The organism is Rhizobium azibense, assembly GCF_004342325.1.
In the GTDB taxonomy this organism is placed as follows: domain Bacteria; phylum Pseudomonadota; class Alphaproteobacteria; order Rhizobiales; family Rhizobiaceae; genus Rhizobium; species Rhizobium etli_B.
In genome coordinates this window covers 1-18,810 of record NZ_SMBJ01000024.1, presented here as the reverse complement: position 1 = coordinate 18,810, position 18,810 = coordinate 1, and the positions used below count along the sequence as shown (strand labels likewise).

At 60.8% G+C, this 18,810-nt stretch carries 15 protein-coding genes and 2 pseudogenes; 7 read left to right on the top strand and 10 right to left on the bottom strand.

The window, feature by feature from the left end:
• Positions 1-98 precede the first annotated feature (98 nt).
• The 9 genes from sctR to EV130_RS31380 all read right to left on the bottom strand — a co-directional run bounded on the left by sctR (position 99) and on the right by EV130_RS31380 (position 8,727).
• Positions 99-752 (bottom strand): type III secretion system export apparatus subunit SctR, encoded by a 654-nt coding sequence (gene sctR / locus EV130_RS31420; RefSeq protein WP_008534263.1) that lies wholly within the window; start codon positions 750-752, stop codon positions 99-101.
• Entirely contained in the window at positions 752-1,771 is a 1,020-nt protein-coding gene (locus EV130_RS31415) for a FliM/FliN family flagellar motor switch protein (RefSeq protein ID WP_004672588.1), read from the bottom strand. Before EV130_RS31415 ends, sctR begins: the two co-directional genes overlap by 1 nt.
• On the bottom strand, positions 1,768-3,087 hold the full coding sequence (locus tag EV130_RS31410; RefSeq protein ID WP_004672587.1) for a FliI/YscN family ATPase: 1,320 nt from the start codon (positions 3,085-3,087) through the stop codon (positions 1,768-1,770). Before EV130_RS31410 ends, EV130_RS31415 begins: the two co-directional genes overlap by 4 nt.
• A complete protein-coding gene (gene sctL, locus EV130_RS31405) occupies positions 3,080-3,643 on the bottom strand; it encodes a type III secretion system stator protein SctL (protein WP_004672586.1) in 564 nt (187 codons plus the stop codon). Before sctL ends, EV130_RS31410 begins: the two co-directional genes overlap by 8 nt.
• On the bottom strand, positions 3,640-4,269 hold the full coding sequence (locus EV130_RS31400; protein WP_004672585.1) for a hypothetical protein: 630 nt from the start codon (positions 4,267-4,269) through the stop codon (positions 3,640-3,642). Before EV130_RS31400 ends, sctL begins: the two co-directional genes overlap by 4 nt.
• A gap of 2 nt (positions 4,270-4,271) precedes the next feature.
• Positions 4,272-5,102, bottom strand: coding sequence for a type III secretion system inner membrane ring lipoprotein SctJ (gene sctJ, locus EV130_RS31395; RefSeq protein ID WP_018247139.1), 831 nt, complete (start codon positions 5,100-5,102; stop codon positions 4,272-4,274).
• Positions 5,099-5,575: a hypothetical protein gene (locus tag EV130_RS31390; RefSeq protein WP_004672583.1), complete on the bottom strand. Its 477-nt coding sequence runs from the start codon at positions 5,573-5,575 to the stop codon at positions 5,099-5,101. Before EV130_RS31390 ends, sctJ begins: the two co-directional genes overlap by 4 nt.
• Positions 5,576-5,625: 50 nt before the next feature.
• Positions 5,626-5,883 (bottom strand): hypothetical protein, encoded by a 258-nt coding sequence (locus EV130_RS31385; protein ID WP_004672582.1) that lies wholly within the window; start codon positions 5,881-5,883, stop codon positions 5,626-5,628.
• 303 nt (positions 5,884-6,186) lie between these two features.
• A complete protein-coding gene (locus EV130_RS31380) occupies positions 6,187-8,727 on the bottom strand; it encodes a hypothetical protein (protein WP_004672581.1) in 2,541 nt (846 codons plus the stop codon).
• 25 nt (positions 8,728-8,752) lie between these two features.
• Here EV130_RS31380 and EV130_RS33750 point away from each other — a divergent pair, with 25 nt between their 5' ends.
• The gene (locus EV130_RS33750; protein ID WP_004672580.1) at positions 8,753-9,043 is read left to right on the top strand and encodes a hypothetical protein; all 291 of its coding nucleotides are present in this window, start codon (positions 8,753-8,755) and stop codon (positions 9,041-9,043) included.
• A 207-nt stretch (positions 9,044-9,250) separates the two neighbouring features.
• Here the strand turns inward: EV130_RS33750 and EV130_RS31375 are convergent, their stop codons facing one another.
• Complete coding sequence (locus EV130_RS31375) at positions 9,251-11,860, bottom strand: hypothetical protein (RefSeq protein ID WP_004672579.1); 2,610 nt, start codon at positions 11,858-11,860, stop codon at positions 9,251-9,253.
• A 323-nt stretch (positions 11,861-12,183) separates the two neighbouring features.
• Here EV130_RS31375 and EV130_RS31370 point away from each other — a divergent pair, with 323 nt between their 5' ends.
• The 6 genes and pseudogenes from EV130_RS31370 (at position 12,184) to istB (ending at position 18,205) form a co-directional block, all read left to right on the top strand.
• Positions 12,184-12,393: a hypothetical protein gene (locus tag EV130_RS31370; protein WP_004672578.1), complete on the top strand. Its 210-nt coding sequence runs from the start codon at positions 12,184-12,186 to the stop codon at positions 12,391-12,393.
• Positions 12,394-12,538: 145 nt separating this feature from the next.
• Positions 12,539-13,106: pseudogene (locus EV130_RS31365) on the top strand (DUF6088 family protein).
• Positions 13,099-14,112 (top strand): annotated as a pseudogene (locus tag EV130_RS32810) (nucleotidyl transferase AbiEii/AbiGii toxin family protein). The pseudogenes EV130_RS31365 and EV130_RS32810 overlap by 8 nt, the downstream one beginning before the upstream one ends.
• 94 nt (positions 14,113-14,206) lie before the next feature.
• The gene (locus tag EV130_RS33920; protein WP_257784634.1) at positions 14,207-14,332 is read left to right on the top strand and encodes a hypothetical protein; all 126 of its coding nucleotides are present in this window, start codon (positions 14,207-14,209) and stop codon (positions 14,330-14,332) included.
• Between the two features lie 1,477 nt (positions 14,333-15,809).
• Complete coding sequence (gene istA / locus EV130_RS31345; protein ID WP_026188833.1) at positions 15,810-17,315, top strand: IS21-like element ISRel5 family transposase; 1,506 nt, start codon at positions 15,810-15,812, stop codon at positions 17,313-17,315.
• On the top strand, positions 17,312-18,205 hold the full coding sequence (gene istB, locus EV130_RS31340) for an IS21-like element ISRel5 family helper ATPase IstB (protein ID WP_004672573.1): 894 nt from the start codon (positions 17,312-17,314) through the stop codon (positions 18,203-18,205). Before istA ends, istB begins: the two co-directional genes overlap by 4 nt.
• Positions 18,206-18,810: the final 605 nt, after the last annotated feature.

Sequence of the window (18,810 nt, the reverse complement as noted above, 5' to 3'; positions counted from 1 at the left end):
GCCGATTTCAGCTGCGACCTGGTCTTCACCCATGGTGGCAGGCCTTTCGCGTGGGCGCGGCAGGCGCTCGAACCGGGGCTTTCGTCAAGGCGCGATGCTCACTGCGCATAGGACAGCACCAGACCTTCCAGCAATCGCCGCCAGCCGTCGATCGAGACGAACAGCAGCAGCTTCAGCGGTGTCGACACCACGGTCGGGGACATCATCTGCATGCCGAGCGCCACCAGAATGGCGGAGACGGCGAAGTCGATCATCAGGAAGGGCAGATAAATCAGAAATCCGATTTCAAAGGCCCGCGTCAGTTCCGAAACGAGGAAGCTTGGCGTCAGCACGGTGATATCGTCGGAGGCAATGGGGGTTGCCGGCGCGTTTGCCCAGATCTTCTGCGACGCCTGCACGAAAAAGTCGCGCACCTCGGCGTCGGAAAATTTCAGCATGAAATCCTTCAGCGGCGCTGCCACTTTGATCATGCCGTCCGCCATGCCACTGACCGTGCCGAAATCGCCGCTATGGGCGAGCAGCAATTGCCAGCTGTTTTGCAGCACCGGGTTCATCACGAAGGCCGAGAGCACGATGGCAATCGCAAAGACCAGGAGATTCGGCGGCGTCTGCTGGATGCCGATCGCATTGCGCACGATCAGCAGGACGACTGAAATCTTGGTGAAGGAGGTTGCGATCACGGCAATGACCGGCAGCATCGAGATCGCCGCCATTGCCGCGAGGCTCTGGGCAAGAGGAAAGCTCTGTTCCATCAGTCGTGCAGCGCCGTGACGCGAACGGCGCTCAACCCATCCACGGAAATGATTTCGCCCCGTCCGATAATGCGGCCCTGGGCGATGATATCGACGGCGTCCGACAATGGCCTGTCGAGGTTGAACACATAGCCCTCGCCGATCGTCTCGAGTGTGCGCAGCGGCAACTCCAGCCGTCCGGCATCGAAGACCAGCTTGATCGGGATGCTGTCGACAGGCGACGGACGCGGCTCGCCCTGCAATTGCTGATCGACGGTGTCATTCGTCATGAAATGCCTCATTGGTCCGGTTGGCGTCGACAGGAGCGGCTCGGTGAGGACCGCGCCTTTGTCCGAGCGCATGCAGGTTGCAAGGTAACGTTCACCCGTGATCGCGACCACGGTCTCCGGTGCCCCCCCATCGATGACGATGCCGTCCCCCAATCGCAGGGATTTGATCTGACCGACCGACAGCACGGCATAACCGCGCCGGATGTTGACCGCCGTCGTCAGGGCATTGAGCGTGCGGCGCGGTAGGCGGCTTGCCCAGCCGACGAGGCCGGCAAGGAAGGTTTCATCGAAACGGCCGCTCAAGGGCAGGCTCATGCCGCTCCAGCCGATTTCGAAGCCGAAATTGCCGCTAAAATCCGGCTCCGGCTGCGCGCCGATCTCCAGCAGCGAAAGGCCGATGCCGATCTTGTTCTCGATTGCCTCGAAGGCCTCGGCGAACTGATGTTCCACCACCGCCGCCTTTTCATGCGGTGACAGTTTTTCCCAGAGCAGCAGCGGTTCCAGCCTTTCGGCCAGCAGCCGCAATGCTCCGGCCGAAGCAATCAGCATCTGATCCTGCTCGCCGACGCGGCAGAGAATGCCGACAGGATCGGCGATCCGCGTGGCCGCGATATCGGGGGACAGCGGGCGAACGGAAAGCGTCTGCTCCCGGACCGGAATTTGCCAGGCGGCGCGCATCGTCGTGCCGGAACGGGAAAAGAAGCTCCCGGCCATCGATGAGTCGGGCCATGCGGGCGCGGCGATATTCATCGGACAAGCTCCTCGAGCGCTTCGACGATCGCGCCGAACGGCTGCGGCTTGCCCTGGCCGTCAAACAGGAAGCGCTGGATGAGCCCGTGTTTGGCGACGGCCTCGTCGACGGCGGCATCGCGCCCCTGGCGATATTCGCCGACGCGGATCAGCAGTTCCACCTCGTCATAGAGGGCCAGCAGGGCGCGCAGCCTGTCGGCTGCCTGGCGATGGCTCTCGCTCACCACCGCGCTCATCGTCCGGCTTCGGCTGGCCAGCACATCGATCGCCGGAAAATTGCCCGCCCTGGCAATCTTGTCAGAGAGCACGATATGGCCGTCCAGCAGCGACCTGGTTTCTTCGGCGATCGGATCGTCCTGCTCTTCGCCTTCGACGAGGACCGTATAGAAAGCCGTCATCGTGCCGTTTGCGCTGTTGCCGGCGCGCTCGAAGATCTGCGGCAAGACGGCGAATACGGAAGGCGGAAAGCCGCGCCGCACCGGCGGTTCGCCGGCAGCAAGCCCGACTTCGCGCAAGGCGCGGGCCATGCGGGTGACGCTGTCGATGACGAGCAGCACATGTTTTCCCTGCTCGCGAAAATATTCGGCGATCGCCGTTGCCGTCATCACCGCCTTGAACCGCTCCAGCGCCGGGCGATCCGATGTCGCCAGAACCAGCGCCACATTCGAGGCAACGCCTTCCGGCATGTTGTCGGCAACGAATTCGCCGACCTCGCGTCCGCGTTCCCCCACCAGCGCGCAGACGATCACATCGGCCTTGTTGTTGGCGACGATCTGGGACACCAACGTCGACTTGCCGGCGCCGGGCGCGCCGAAAATACCGATGCGCTGGCCCTGCCCGCAGGTCAGCAATCCGTCCAGGGCGGCAATCCCCGAGGTGAACGGCTGGCGGATGGGACGGCGCGACAAGGGGTTGACCGGCTGGCCGTAGAGCGGCTGCAGGAAACGCGCGTCATCGCCGGCCGGATTGGCGGAGGGACGCAGGACGTTGCCGTGCGCATCGACGACCGCGCCGAGCAGGAAGTTGCCGACAGAGATCGCCGGCTCCCGGCCGGTCGGGACGATTTCCGTGCGCTGGGAGATGCCGCGGGTTTCGCCGTGAAGCGAGAGAAGTGCCGTCTCGCCGTCGATACCGACGACATCGGCGAGGCCGATGCGGCCCCTGCCCGGCTCATGCAGTTCGCAGAGCTCGCCGATCCGAACCGAGGGGATGAGCGCCCGCACCAGCAGGCCCGAAACACTCGTCACGCGGCCGCTCTGCCGCCGCACGTCCGTCTGTTCGAGCGTCCGCTCCATGCGAAGCAATGCGTCAGCCATGGACGAGGGCCTCGATCACGGTGGCGAGCTGGTCTTTCAAGCCGATCTGGCTTCGTCCCGCCGATGTCTCCAGGACGATCTCGCCGGCAGACATCAGCGGATCCGTTTCGATAGTGATGCGATGATCGATATCCGCAATTGCCTGGGCGATCATGGCGGCATCCTCGGGGGCGACATGGAGGGCGATCTCCTGGGCCTCTGCGGTCTGGGATATGGCGTGGCGGACCAATCGCCTGGTGCGTTCGTCGGCCTCCATCGATCCGAGGATCAATCCGACCGATTTCAGAACCACCGCCTCGACCCAGCTGTCGAGATTGGCAATCTCCTGTTCGGCTTTTCCGAGCGAGGCGGCAAGCCGTGCGGCGGCATCACGAACGCCCTGTTCGAACCCGTCGCGATAGCCGTTTTGGGCGGCCTGCTCGCTGGCGGCTGCAAGTGTGGCCTGGGATTGGGCGGCGTCCTGGCGGGCAGCCGCCAGAATTTGCGCCGCCTCCCTGATCTGGCCGAAGTTTTCCGCCGGAATGATGCGGTCGTGGCGTGCAAATCCCGAGCTCATCGTCCGGCGCCTTCCTGTGTGGAGGCGACCTCGTCGACGGCGGCCGTCGCCAGAACGAGCGCCGGGCTCTTCAACAGGGAAGCCGAGCCGTTTTCGGCCATGTCGCGCCAGCCCGCCCACCGCCATGCCGCAGAGATCCGATATTCGTCTGCCAGAAGCGTCAGCATCGACCAGCCATCGGCCTCGACGACATGCCTTGCCTGCTCGCTCAACAGATCAAGCGGCGGCGTTGCCGTGGAAAGATTGATGTGGCCGAGGGCGAATGCGACCGCTTCCTCGCCGTAGGCGGCCCTGAGCCTCGCAAGGGTCGGGCGATCGACCGCGGGGCAGAAGGCTGCGAGATGATAGGCGAAGCCCGCCCGGAACGCGGCCTTTGAGAGTCCGTCCGCGTCCATGGAAATCAGGCGGCGGGCGCCGTCGGCAAATGTGGCGGGGTCGCCATGGGCTTCTGCGATCTCCGTGAAAAGCCGCCGGTGCAGCCGCCGCGACAGGGTAGACCCATCGGCAAGGAGCGGCGCGGTCCCATCCCATCGGGCGGCCGTCAGCATATCCGCGGAAAGCAGCGCTGCCCTGCGGATCCTCGCCGCATCCGAGATCGCCTCGCCGTCCGAACGCGGCGTGCGCATGCTCAGCGCTCCTTCCGCTGCGGCAACAGCAGCAGCAGGCATGCCCCGATGGCGAGGATAATTGCGCCGATCACGGCCAGATTGGGGGCCTTGAAAGCCGAGAGAGCGCTTTGCACCATCGAGAATGGCGCTGCGGCGGGTGCCGGCGTCACGGTTGCCGCCGGGGCCGATGCTGCCGTTGCCGGCGGGGCCGCCGGCGCGCCGACCTCCGACCAGGGGCTGACCACCACCGAGACATCTTCGTAAGAGAGATCACGGATGCTGTTGACCAGAACGGACCGGCTTTTCATGTCGATCTCGTTGAGATTGGCGCCGGGGCGATATTGCAACACGGCCGCCGCCTTCGCCTTTTCCTTGATGAGCCCGCGGCCGTTTTCCTCCGGCAGCACCACATGGACGCGCGCCGTCGCCACGCCGTCAAGCCCCGAAAGCGTTTCGGCAAGCTGCTGCTCGATGGCGTAGCTCATCCGGGCTTTTTGTTCGTAAGGCGTCACAAGGAAGCCGTTGCCGGGAAAGAGTTCGGCGACATTTCCGAACGACTGACGCGGCAGACCGGCGCCCGCCAGCAACTCGATCGCCCGGGCATGATCGGCTGATTCAGCGGCGATCGCATAGGTCCCGCCCTTTTCGCTCCTCATGGTGACGGAGATGCCGGCGCGTTCGAGCAGGACCTGAGCATCCAGCGCATCGCGCTGATCGAGTCCCGTCAGCACGTCCTGGCTGCAGGCGGCGAGGAACAGGCAGAAAGCGAGCATGGCGGCCTTCGGAAGGACTTTGCGCGCGGGCGAAGTGATCGGTGATCTCGCAAGGGCCGATGTGATCATGATATTCACTGGCCCTGCGTCAGCCGTTTGGACGACGACATCACCGACTGGGTGAGTGACGACAGCAGCGTCGTGCCGGTCGCGAATTGCTGTGATTTCTCCAGCCGGTCGATCGATGTCGTGATGTCTTCGATCTTCGGGCCGCTGTGATCCTTGTCCGCGGCAAATCGCACCAGCGGCGTCTCCGGCTGGCCGTTCCCGGCCACCGGCATGAAGAATGCCGACAGCCGGTCGAGAATGCTGGAGGGCCTGGTATTGCCTTCCGGTGAATAGGAGGGCGGGACGGCGTCGGACTCAGGCGCGATCTTGCGGCCCTGGATGTTGGGAATGGAGGTGAGTTCGGTTGGCCGAAGGCCGGCGAAATCCGCCGGCTGCAGCCCGATCCGCTCCGCCACGATCTCCGAGGTCTTCAGCACATTGCCTGTCGATACGCCATCAACGGGCGGCGTAAAGGCGCGGCCGGTAAGTTCTTCTCCGCTCATTGCAATTCCTCAACTCGGTACACGTCAACTGCAAACGATGAACGGGAACGCTACTCGTCGCTGCCTTCGTCGATCGCCTCCTTGGCGAAATTGAAAAGCGAATTGTTCAGCATCAGGGTGTTGGAAATCATGCCTGGCAGAAACGCGTCCACGGCAGCGGAGAGTATCTCGCTCTCGCTGTTCGGATCGACCTTTTTCGTCGTGCTGCCGGTGGTGTCCTTGGAATCTGTCTTATCAGTCGTCAGCTCCACCGAGACAGGGTTTGCAGGCGCCAGGTTCAGGTCGGAATTCACTGCATCTACGGCCATATGAGCACTTCCATCAAGGAGTTATCAAAATGAATGCATGATTTGATATGGATAAAAAAACGGCCGGTCAATTGTTTAAACTTAACCGATGGTTAATTTTCGGAAATTACAATCGCTTTGACAACTTTCTCGACCTTTATATTAAAATTGAACGTTTTTATCCATAAAGCGCAGCAGATATCCAGATTGCGCATGAAATTCATACTTAAATTTATTGCTATCAAATATTCACAGGCCCGACCGCCTCTACGCCAACCGGGCCTGTGAGTACCCAGATATTTGGTGTTGCGAAAGCGTCCCGGATCAGCCCACCGCCGTACCGCGGCGCTTCTCGATATCGGCGATGATCGCGTCCCAGTTCTCAGGGGTCAGCTCGCGCTGTTCCGGGTCGCGGGGCGCGGGGGCGACGCCGCCCTTGGCGCCGACGCGCTGACCTGTTTTGGCGTAGATGCCGACCGTGTCGTTGACAGTGCGCTTAAGCATGTCGTTCATCATGTCGGTCTGCTTGTGGAAGGCTTTTTCCTGCTTGATGCTCTGGTAGATGGCAAAGCCCGCCCAGGCCGCCCAGGACACCGCGCCGGCGATCGCGAAGGCGAGCGAGAAGCCGCCGGAGACGAGCGCTACCGTTGCGCCCGTGCGCCCGAGGAAGGTGGAATTCACCAGCATATTGGCAACGCCTGCGATGCCCTCGATCGCGCCGACCGTGTCCGCCGCGGTTCCGATACCCATGAAGATGAGATCGACCGGATCGCCCTTGCCACTGGTGAGCCCCTGCAGGAACTGGTAATATTCCACCGGCAGCCAAGCGACGCCGGCAACGGCGCCAACCGTCGTCCCGGTATTCTTGAAAAAGGCGGAGAGCACGCTGCGCTGCGCCCGCGCCAGCTCGTCGGAAACGCCGACGAGTGAACTGATCCCATCCAGCAGCGAAAAATTCGAGGCTTTGATCGCCGAGCCGAGCGCACTGCCCATGTGCGCGAGAGCGCCAAGGGCGTGCAGAACCACGATGCCGATGCTGTCCCAGGTCGGGCTCGTCATGTTGAGGCCGGCATAGATGGAGCGGGATGCGGTAAGCACCGACATCACGCCGGAAGAGAGCGCCGCCTTGTATTTGACAGGATCGACCCCTGCCGGCGCCGCCGTCGCGGTCTTGTCGATCAGCTTGGCAAGGTCGGCCTTGATCGTTTCGACGCTGCCGCCCGGTCGCATCGTCGCCCAAAGCGCGGTGAAGATCGTCGTGAAATTGGTCTTGTATTGCGCCATGGCATCGGCATTGCCCTTGAACAGGGTTTCCGCCAGCGCGTCGAGGCTCGGGGCGATGATCCTCTTGATCGCCTCTTCGGCGGTCTTGCCGTCGACGATGATTGGATCGATCACATCCGTGCCGGGCATCAGCGTCTTCATCAGGCCTGACATGGAAAGTCCCATGTCCTTGAGGCTCGATGTCAGATATTCGCTGTCGATATAGGGCAGATCGAGACTTTGGATGGTCTTGCTCCAGCCATTGTCCTTGGTGGCGAACATGCGCTCGGCGATCCAGGCGTCGCCCCCGCTGCCGGCGAAGAAGCGCCCGCCGTCTGAGCCGTTGGCGGCAATGCCCTTGCCGGCCAGCCCGGTGCCGATCATGATTGCCGCCATGACGTCGTTGAACGAATAGCTGGCGAGATTGCTGGAGGGCAGCGGCGAGACGCTCTTGTCCCACTCGGCATTGGCCGGCAACTTCGAGACCAGGCTGGCGCCCATGACGAGCCCTTCCAGCGCGGTCTGCACCGCATGGCGGTAGCCCAAGACCTCCTTGCCGCCGGGTGCGCTCAGGCGCGACGTCAGGCGCTCCAGATTGCCGGCGAGATCGCCGATGCCGATTTCTCCGGCGCCTACCTTGTCGAGCAGCGGACCGAGAAGCGCCTTGACGTCGGCCTTGAACTGATCGCGCACCTCGGGGCTGTCTGACCCGTAAAACTGGTTGGCCATCGCCTGGATGGTCGGGTTGAACAGGTGGGTGATATTGTTGGGAACGGTGCTGCCGAATTCGGAAGCGGCAACCTTTTTCAAACCGTCGAGGTCGATCTTGAGATCGGGGAACAGGCTCCCGCCGAGCCCGAGCGACTGGTCGAAATCCACAACCGGCAGGATGGAGCCGAGCCCCTTCAGTTCCCGCTCGGTCTTGTTGCCGGCCAGTCCCATGCGGATCAGGCCATCGAGCGCCGTCGTCGGATCGGAGATCGTCGGCAGCACGTTCTTGTCGAAGAATTCGGCATAGGTCTTGTCGGCAATCGCCGAGCGCTGCTTTACGAAATCGTCGGGAAGCACCATGGAATAGAAGCCGAGGGCGGCATTATATTCCTTGAGAATGGTGGTGACGTCCTTGCCGGATTTGAGACCGTCATTCAGCAGGCCGCCATTGACGATGTCGCGCTCAAAGGCATCCTCGACCTTCGTACGCAGGTCCTTCATCTTCTCGTCACGCGTTATCGTGTCGTTGATGATCTCGGAAGCGTCCTTGTTCGTATCGGCCGGCGCCACGCGATAACCGGAGAAGATCAGCTTGAAGGCCTTCAGCGCCTTCTCCGTCATCAGCGAGTTGACGTCGGGGTCCGAGCCCAGGATGGCGATCGACTTGTCGAGATCCTTCAGGATCTCCTGGTCGTTGTAGATGCCGCGCTGGTTGTCGCCGAGGCTGTCCTTGTATTGGCCGAAGGTCGCCTTGGTCTGAAGCAGATCGAGATACATGATCAGTTTCTGCTCGGCAGTGTAATTGTGAGGGTTTTTGACGACGTCGATGCTCTCGAAGGATTTGTCCTTGTCCTTCAGCCCTTCCATGAAGCCCTGATTGATCTCGCTCATGAAATCGGAATTGAACAGGAGATCGATGACCGGCTGGATCGGCGCGGTAGGGCGGGACGTGCCATTCGACGTGGCGGCCAGCGAAACGAACTTCGGACTGCTCGTCTGCGCCGATATAGAGGAGAAAATCGTCAGGGCTGCCGTCGTGGTCCCGTCAGAGGCAAAAGGCGATGCCTTCTTGACCGTGGTGCTCGTGGTTTTGCCCTGGCTCGTGGAATTTTCGGACTTTGGATCGGAATTGGCGTTTAGCCGGAGAAATGAAACCGTATCGATATCCGAAGATGCTGGTGCGATCGATGACATGCGTTCCCTTTGATTTTCTTTTTCCGCTTTTCGCGGATGACGTCGTTTACCTTACGTTAGGCATAAGATCGACCTTTGCGTGATAATTCAAGCCCGATCGGACATCGCGGTTGCATAAAATGCAGCGGCCTCGCGCCTGGAGATCAAAAATCACATTTTTACCGAGGGGTCGCAGGGTATTTCCCAGGCTGTGGCGGTCATCGTTGCCGCCCCTCTGCCTCTACCAGATGAATGACGGGTCTGGCCCAAATTCGAGATGCACGGACTCGCCGGTGTAGCGTTCAAGCTTCTCGTTCAGCTGCTTTTCCATTTTGTCGAGCTTCTTCACGCCATTGGCCATATCCCACAGACCAAGCGCCAGCCCGACGGCCGAGGCAACGAGGCCGGTGACCAGTCCGGCCGCGGCAAGGCCGGTTTTGGCGGCGCTGCTGAAGATGGTCACGACTTCCGGCGCCACCGTTCCGAGTCCGGAAAAGGCACGGGACATGGCATTGGTCAGATAAAGCATCGCCTCGGAGAAACCGATCAGCGCGTTGCCGGTACCGGCAATGCCGCCGATTATTTCGAGCGCGCCCTTGGCGCGGTCGCCGGCCTTCATCGACCGCGACGCCGAATAGAAGCCGAGGCCGGCCATGGCGAGGCCGCCGGCCGCGCCGAGGATCTTGCCTGCCGCTTCCATCGTCTTCGGCGAGAAGTTCATCGAGATCCCCTTGCCCCAGCTGCCAGGCTGATTGCCGAAGGCGCTGAACGGTTTGCCGGCAACGTCGAGGTTCTTGCCGAGCCCCTCCATCGTCATGCCGACGATCTGTGTCGCCGAGCCGACCGCAGCGGCGATATCGGCCGGCGTCCACTTGCCGCCGACACCGAGGCCGTGCGCCACCAGCACGCTCGACATCGTCAGCATCTGCACGGCGTGCATCAGACCGGCCTTGTACACTTCGGCATCGATGCCGGCAGGTGTACGGGTCTGGCGCGGCAGGTCGAGCGAATCCTTGAAGGAGGCAAGCGCGTCGTCGAGCTTCATACCGCCGCGCACCATGCGCAGAACGCCGTCGACGTCGCGCGCTATATCCTGCGCCAGGTTCTGCTTCAGCGTCTCGCCGCCATCTGCCGGGCCGTTTTTGCTGATGAAATCCTCGGCGAAGGTGTTTGCCAACTGGCTGATGGCGTCATTCGTTGCGCCGGGCACAAATGTGTCATCCGGACCCGACAGCAGCGGCTCGAGATCGACACCCTGGCCGTCGCCGATATAATGTTCCTTGACGATGTTCGAGAAGGTGACGTTCGCGGCGTCGAGATGCGCGTCGATATAATCCTGGGGCAGGAGATCGACGAGCGTGTTGAGTTCGGAATAATAATCCTTCAGGGCATCTTCGAAGCTCTTGCCGGCGCTCAGCGCCCGGTCGATCGCCTTGCCGCCGCCGATATCGATCAGATAGGCGTCTTCGATGTTGGTGAGCAGATCGGAATTCTCCGGGCTTTGCAGATATTCCTTCATGCCGCTCGCGAAGATATCCGAGAGATGCTGCTGCGTCGCCGGATCGGCCGTCAGCTTTTCGATCCGCGCATCGAGGTCCTTGCCGACGCGCTCGCCATCGGGCACGCTGTCGCCATACTGGTTCATATAGCCATTGAACTGCTGTTTGATCTCGATGAGATCGTAGAGCACCGTCGCCTTCTGTTCCGGCGTCAGCTGGTCGAGGTGGTCCATGTTGTCGGGCGCGACGAAATTCCGGTTCACGTCCTTCACGGCGTCGCCGAGAATGCCGTATTTGAGTTCGTCGAGCTTCTTCAGCGTCGGCTCATAGGCGGTCGACGGAGCGTAGCCGCGCAGCACCTTGCTTTCCAGGATGTCGTTCTCGTCGATCGGGCGCTCCACGACCGGCTCGATGGCATCCGAGCCCGACATGACAAGGTCCATCTTCTTGAGGCTCGATGTCAGATAGTCGCTGTCGATATAGGGCAGATCGAGATTTTGGACGGTCTTGCTCCAGCCATTGTCCGTGGTGGCGAACATACGCTCGGCGATCCAGGCGTCACCGCCGCTGCCGGCGAAGAAGCGCCCGCGATCTGAGCCGTTGGCCGCAATGCCCTTGCCGGCCAGCCCGGCGCCGATCATGATTGCCGCCATGACGTCGTTGAACGAATAGCTGGCGAGATTGCTGGAGGGTAGCGGCGAGACGCTCTTGTCCCACTCGGCATTGGCCGGGAGCTTCGAGACCAGGCTGGCGCCCATGACGAGCCCTTCGAGCGCGGTCTGTACCGCGTGGCGGTAACCCCAGACTTCCTTGCCGCCGGGAGCGCTCAGACGCGAGGTCAGGCGCTCCAGAAGGCCGCCAAGATCAGCCTGACTGACCTCTCCGGCGCCTACCTTGTCGAGCAGCGGACCGAGAAGCGCCTTGACGTCGGCCTTGAACTGATCGCGCACCGCGGGGCTGTCTCCCCCGTAAAACTGCTTGGCCATCGCCTGGATGGTCGGGTTGAACAGGTGGGTGATGTTGTTGGGAACGGTGCTGCCGAATTCGGAAGCGGCAACCTTTTTCAAACCGTCCAGGTCGATCTTGAGATCGTTGCCCGGGTCGGTTTCGGGCGTGCTCACCTTTGCATCGACCAGGATCGCGGTGGCGCCGCTTTTGCTCTGGGTAAACCCGACGAAGCCCCGCGCAGCGGAGATGTCGAGTGCCTGCCCGTTGCCGCTCGGCGCGATCTTGCGTATTTCGCCGGCGTCGATGGTTTTTGTCGATGCAGAACGGCCAGTCACGTCTTTCTGGTCGAGGTCCACGACCAGGGTTTCGACCTCTTTCGATCCGCTGCCAACACGTTCCAACATGATTTCGTCACTCCTGATCGACGGCCGCACCCTGAACGGAGGCCCGGAAAGCCTCGTTAGGTCAGAAGTTTTTCAGTGATATGACAAATGGGTGCTATCGGAGCGGCAAAATTGAACCATTGACCCCCACATAGCGCTTCCAAATTATACCGCAGTACAAATGCTGGTGACACCGCAGTCGCCAAGGTGCGGCGCAATAGAGCACGCTACCGTAGGGAATGCGCTCACGAGACAGATCAAAGTCGGTCCTCGGGCTCGGTTTTCAGACTGCATTGTCCGGCAAATCGGTATAAGCCGTCCTCTCGAACAAATCAGGGGACAACATGGAAACCGTGGAAATCAGCAGCCGCAGCGACTTCGGCCTTTGGGCAATTGAGCGGGCGCGGGAAATCGTAACGTCCGAGGGAACTGCTTTTGCGATGGCCGCTCGCGATATGGACGACGAGGCGCTTGCAAACGCTGCAGCCGCGCTAGGCAAGGCCATCAGCGATGCGATGGTGGAAGTGTTTGACGGCCTGATAGATGAATCGTGATTGTGAAGAGACAGCGGGTCACTGACCGATAAAAATTGGTCAGCACCGTCCGGGCTCGCCGTCTTCCCCTCTCATTGCAAACTGTCAGAAACTTGCATATAATTCTGACAAGAGAAATGCCATGCAAAAGCTGACATAGCAAATCATGGGACATGCTGAACGACTGCCGGAAGGACCGCGCTTTCGGCAAAGAGTTTTTTGCATCTCGGAAATCGAGCCGCCCTGGATCAGGCTCTGTCGCGCCTGGCCGAGCGTGGCGAGCTCGTCCGGGCGGGCCGTGGTATCTATATGCGGCCCGTCAAAAGTCGCTTTGGCAGTCGGCCGCCGACGGTCGAACAGGCCGTAGAGGCGGTGGCGCAGCAGCGCGGTGAGGTCATCGTCTCGATGGCGCCGCCGCGGCAAATGCCCTGGGCCTGACCTCCCAGGTCCCGGTCCGCTCCGTCTACCTGACATCCGGCCGTAGCCGGACGATGACCCTTGGACAGCAGACGGTCGAGCTCAAGCACGTGCCGCGCTGGCAATTGGCCTTGGCCGATCGACCTGCTGGCGTGGCGGTCCGCGCACTTGCATGGCTTGGGCCGGAAAGGGCCGATGAAGCACTGTCGCGGATCAAGCGAAAGCTGCCGCCAAACGCGTTCGGCGAGCTGGTGGCGGCGGCTCCGCAGTTTCCGACCTGGCTTGCAAGAAGCGTAGGAAAGGCTGCGCATCGCTGATCTGTTTCTGACCTTGTCAAAGGATAACCGACGCGAAGCCTTGGCGGTGGCGGCCGACCGCACCGGACGGCCCATTCATCTCCTCGAAAAGGATGTCTGGGTCGTCTGGACGCTGCAGACGCTCTTTTCGTCCAAGCTCGGTGAGCATCTCGTCTTCAAGGGCGGCACCTCGCTTTCGAAAGCCTACGGTGTCATCAAAAGGTTCTCCGAGGATGTCGACCTGACCTACGATATCCGCGCCCTGGCGCCGGACTTGGTTGGCGACAATGACGAAGCACTGCCGAAAACCCGCAGCGAGGAGAAACACTGGACCAGCGAGGTGCGAAAGCGGCTTCCGGTCTGGGTGGCGGGCTCGGTGGAGCCGGTTATGGCGCGTTGCGCGTTCAATCTCTTCCGGCGGCAATCCGCCTCGAGGACGATACGCTCTACCTCGACTATGAAGCGGTGAGCAGCGGATCCGGCTATGTCGCCCCGAGCGTCATGCTCGAATTCGGAGCGCGGTCGACCGGCGAGCCGGCCAGTATCCGTCGACTGTGACGCGTCGGGCCAGGTTGATGGTGTCGAATTTCCGAAAGCGAGTCCCCGCGTCATGCACGCGGAGCGGACGTTGTGGGAGAAAGCGACCGCCATCCATGTCTTCTGCCTGCAGGAGCGCCTTCGCGGCGATCGTTTTGCCCGCCACTGGCATGATGTCGTCCGGCTGGACGATGCTGGTTTCGCCGACAAAGCATCCGCGGATCGGCAACTCGCCAATGCCGTGGCGAAACACAAATCCATGTTTTTTGCGGAAAAGGCGGCCGACCGCTCGCCCATCGACTACGCCGCAGCCGTCAACGGCAATCTGGTTCTGACGCCATCCGGAGAAGGTCTGCGTGCGCTCGGCGAGGATTACGCGCGCATGGTCGACGACGGCCTGCTGCTCGGCGATTCCGAGCCGTTCGAGCACCTGATCGAGCGATGCACGCAAATTCAGGCGCATGCCAACAAAAGCGACGCGTCAAAATAAGCAATTGCCGGCCCACAGCCGCACCCTGCCCATTACTGTGAGTGCCCTGTCACCGACGCGGTTTGGCTTCGCGCCAATTATAAGGCGTTTGCTCGTGGCAGGCACCCTTGATGTGATGAGAGTGAAGCTCGGACCCGGTTATTCCGGCTCCGGCCTCGGCGAGGATGTGGCCAAATACCGCACGGGTGCGGGTTCGTTTGAGGAAAGTTGCGCCACGTAAAATGAAGATCCGGTGTGTTTGCAGTGAAGGCATTCAAATTCCCAATTTCAATCTCGCCGGAAGCCCGAGCAAGCTCAAAATCGCTGACGCGAGAATCGACACGGATGTTCCACTTGCCGCAACGGCACGTTCTCGCGCCAAGTGCCGTCCTCCCACTGGCGCGCCGCACGCTTGATTGGCTCTATTCCCGCAGGGGGGGTCGACAAGACGAAGGTCACTTCTTGGCGTCCAGCGGATCGACGTCGCCTTTCATCAGGAAGGCCGCAATCTCGACAGGGCCAGCGCGCGCGGGCGTGACGATGATTTTTGCCATCGCCTTGTCTGAATGAAGATGCGTCGAAGCCGGCTGTGCTGCCGCAGCGATAGGCGCGCGGTGGCGGCGTGAATCGCCAAGTTGCCGCAACGGCCAGCACGAGGAACTCGACCAACGTCTCGGCGGCGAAATAGCGGAAGGTGCATTCCGGTAAACCACGGCGATCGAAACTTAAATCCGTCGCAATCTTCTCGACACTCACGTAGCATGAGCCTCGCGAACAAACGCCGCCACGCCACTATGGCAATTTCACTTCTCCTCCTCGGGATGAAATGGGACCATTCCTGAGGCGCTCTATTCCATCTCGAATACGGAGGATCCGGCATGCCTACGGTGTTGTTCAGACACGACCTCGCTTAACGATGTACTGAAGATTGCAGTCTACACGAAGCACGTTGCAGGCAGTGCTATGAAGTGTTCGCGGAAGATGGTTCGAGGTCTCGTCGGACGCTCTGTCGCGGCGAGCGCGGGACGTGTCTGATGCCCTCGATTTCAGTGAAGAACCATATTTCACGTGTTGCCCACCTGCCGACAACTTCCACCATCGCAAAAATGCACGTCCGCCTACCGAAGCTGAACGCTAACGATCCCCAAATGAGCTCAAAGATCACCTGTCGGCGGCGGCGGCGGAATTGGACTGATGAGGTGAGGGCACAGATTCTTGCCCACAACGTTCTTCAACTCGGCCCAATCCGGCGATATGTTCCCTCATCCTGGTTTCAGGCCTGCCTTCAAGGCCCTGTCGGCTCGACACTTGGATTTTACAGGCGCCTGGCTGCTGGCCGACTGCCGCGCCCATTCCGTGATGATAAAAGTATTGTGCCGTGTTGGGTTCTTCACAAATATGTCCAGCACCCGACGTAGTTCTCTGCTCGGAAGCGGTTGAGGTCTGCGCCTTGACGCCGAAGATGGCCCTCTACAAGTTGGGTGACAATGTCCCGAGAGTTCTGCTCGCATTGGTTAGACGGGCAGGCTGGCTCTTTTATGCGTAGCGGCGATCTCGATGAGATTCAGCGTCAATCAGGATGAGACTCGCGCCGGGGTGTGACGGAGTGAGGGCGTAGCCCGATCGTAGTCATACCCCGGCGTGGCGCAGATTTTCGGCGTCTCATGATCGCGGTCGGTCCGGTACATTTGCGGTTTTCTGGATTGGAGAACCAGTTTGTGCCGGGTCGCCATTTAACCGATCATCAGATGAGACTCTTCATGAAGTACCGACAAACGCATTCCGTAGAGGTCGCCGCGTCAAAAGCGTCGATCAGCCGAGCCACGGCATACCGCCTCGACAAGGAGGTACAACTGCCTTCTCAGAGCAAAGCGCCGCGCGGACGCCGCCGCCCTGATCCCTTAGAGCTGATATTCGAGACCGAAGTCGTCCCGCTCCTGAAGGCCGCACCCGGTATCCGTGCCGTCGCTGTCTACAACGAGATGCTGCGCCGACATCCAGAACTCTCTGAAGGTATCCGCCGCACGCTTGAACGACGCATTCGGTCGTGGCGTGCTGTCCATGGCGAAGCGCAGGGGGTCATCTTCCGCCAAACGCACGAGCCAGGCCGGTTGGGCCTTTCGGATTTTACCGACGCCAGCGGTCTTGGTGTGACCATCGCCGGCCAGCCGCTTGATCACCTGTTCTATCACTTCCGGCTTGTCTGGTCGGGCTTCGAACATGCCCATGTCATTCTCGGCGGCGAAAGCTTTGTCGCGCTGGCTGAAGGGCTTCAAAATGCCCTGTGGTCCGTGGGAGGTACGCCGCTTTATCATCGAAGCGACAGCCTGTCGGCGGCATTCCGCAACCTCGACGCCGATGCCAAGGTCGATCTCACCCACCGATACGATCAGCTTTGCTCCCATTATCGAATGACGCCGACGCGCAACAACAAAGGCGTCGCGCATGAGAACGGCTCTATCGAAAGCTCCCATGGCCATCTCAAGAACTCTGTTCATGACGCCCTGCTGATGCGGGGGGCCAAGGAATTCGACGACCTCAGTTCTTACCGCGCCTTTGTCGATGACATCGTCAGCCGTCGCAACGCTGCCCATGGCAAGCGCATTGATGCTGAGCGATCCCATCTGCAGGCGCTGCCCGAGCGCCGGACCACGGACTTCGAAGAGATTGTCGTTACGGTGTCCCGGACGGGCGGCTTCACCTTGCGCAAGGTCTTCTACACCGTGCCATCCCGCCTGATCGGCCACAGGTTAAGAGTTCGCCTGTTCGACGATCGGCTGGATGTCTTTGTCGGCGGTACGCATCTGATGACGTTGCGCCGAGGACGCGGCCATCCCGACGGCCGACACGACCAGGTCGTCAACTACCACCACGTCATCCATTCCCTGCGCAAAAAGCCGATGGCGCTCCGCGGCCTCGTTTATCGCGACAAGCTCTTCCCGCGTCAGGAATATCGCAAGGCCTTCGAAGCCCTCATCGAGCATCTTCCCGACAAGCAGGCTTGCAAGATCACCGTCGAACTCCTGGCGCTCGCGCATGACCGTGGTTGCGAACGCGAACTTGCCGAAGAATTGGCCAGGATACTCGATGCTGGTGACTTACCCAATCTGGCTACCATGCGAGCGCTCTTCGGTCCGGATCCAGCCAAGCTGCCGACCGTTCATGTGCAACTCGCATCGCTCAACGGTTATGAGGCCCTGATCGGGACGGGAGAAGCGGCATGAAGAACGCCCACGTTATCGATGAAGCACGCCTCGGCATCATGCTCAACGAGCTCCGGCTGCCGACGATCAAAATGCTGTGGCCACGATTTGCCGAAGAGGCGGACCGGGAAGGATGGCCGGCAGCTCGCTTCCTGTCGGCTATTGCCGAGCACGAGCTGGCAGAGCGTGCCAATCGCAGGATTGAACGGCATCTCGCCGAAGCGCACCTGCCGCCCGGAAAGACCTTAGACAGCTTCGCCTTTGACGCTGTACCCATGATCTCGAAGGCGCAGGTCATGGCAATCACCGCCGGCGACAGCTGGCTTGCCAAGGGAGCTAACATCCTCATGTTCGGTCCGCCCGGCGGAGGAAAGAGCCATCTTGCTGCTGCCATCGGCCTTGCGCTGATCGAGAACGGATGGCGGGTCCTGTTCACCCGGACCACCGATCTTGTGCAGAAGCTTCAGGTCGCCCGAAGGGAACTGCAGCTTGAGTCTGCCATCGACAAACTCAACAGGTACGACTTGCTCATCCTCGATGACCTCGCCTACGTCACCAAGGACCAGGCGGAAACAAGCGTGCTATTCGAGCTGATCTCGGCACGATACGAGCACCGGTCGATCCTGATCACCGCCAACCAGCCGTTCGGAGAGTGGAACCGGGTCTTTCCCGACCCTGCCATGACACTCGCAGCAGTCGACCGGCTCGTGCACCATGCCACGATCTTCGAGATGAACGTCGAAAGCTATCGCCGCAGAACTGCGCTTGAGGAAAAACGCCAGCGCGGCCGACCGGCCTCGTTTGCGACAATCAGGACATCAACGCTGTCTGTCGCGGAGCGGCAATCAGAAAACGACGAAGAACTTGTCAGCGGCAATCAGCATGATAATTTGATCCCGACCGCGACCTAAGAATCTCATCCAGATTGTCGCAAGCGTCTCATCCTGATTGCCGCGCTATTAGCTATTTTGCATCGATGGGCAGGCTCAAGGTTCTCTTGGAAGTCAGCATTTAGCTGCCTCACCATGGCGTTGAATAGGCTGAGTCGACCAAAGTGCTGCGCCCATTACCGAAGATTGCGATGAGGCATCAGCGTCCTTCAGCAATCTTGCCAAAGAATGCAGGCTTGCGAGATCGACGTGCGGAACCGCCAGGCTGCGCCAACAACCACTCATTGATCGGTCGAACATCCACGATGGGACCTCAAGAAGTCGACCAGAAGAAGAACCAGAAAGGCTGCAGCGGAAATATGCTTCCCTTTGGACACCGCCTCATGCACGTGAACGGGTTGCCCGGACCAGGGATGCCACGGATACAAAAGCTCGCGAACCTCGGTCCCGTGGGTGTTCTGTCGTCGTGTTGTACAACCATTTCCGGCCGCACTCATCGCTCGGATACCAGACCCCGGCCGAGGCTCTAATTGTGAGCTTTCGGGAGGTTGTCCATTCAAAGCGGATTTAGGAGACTGGAGCTATCACACCTCGAGTCGGAAGGATCGCCGCGAATGAACATTCAT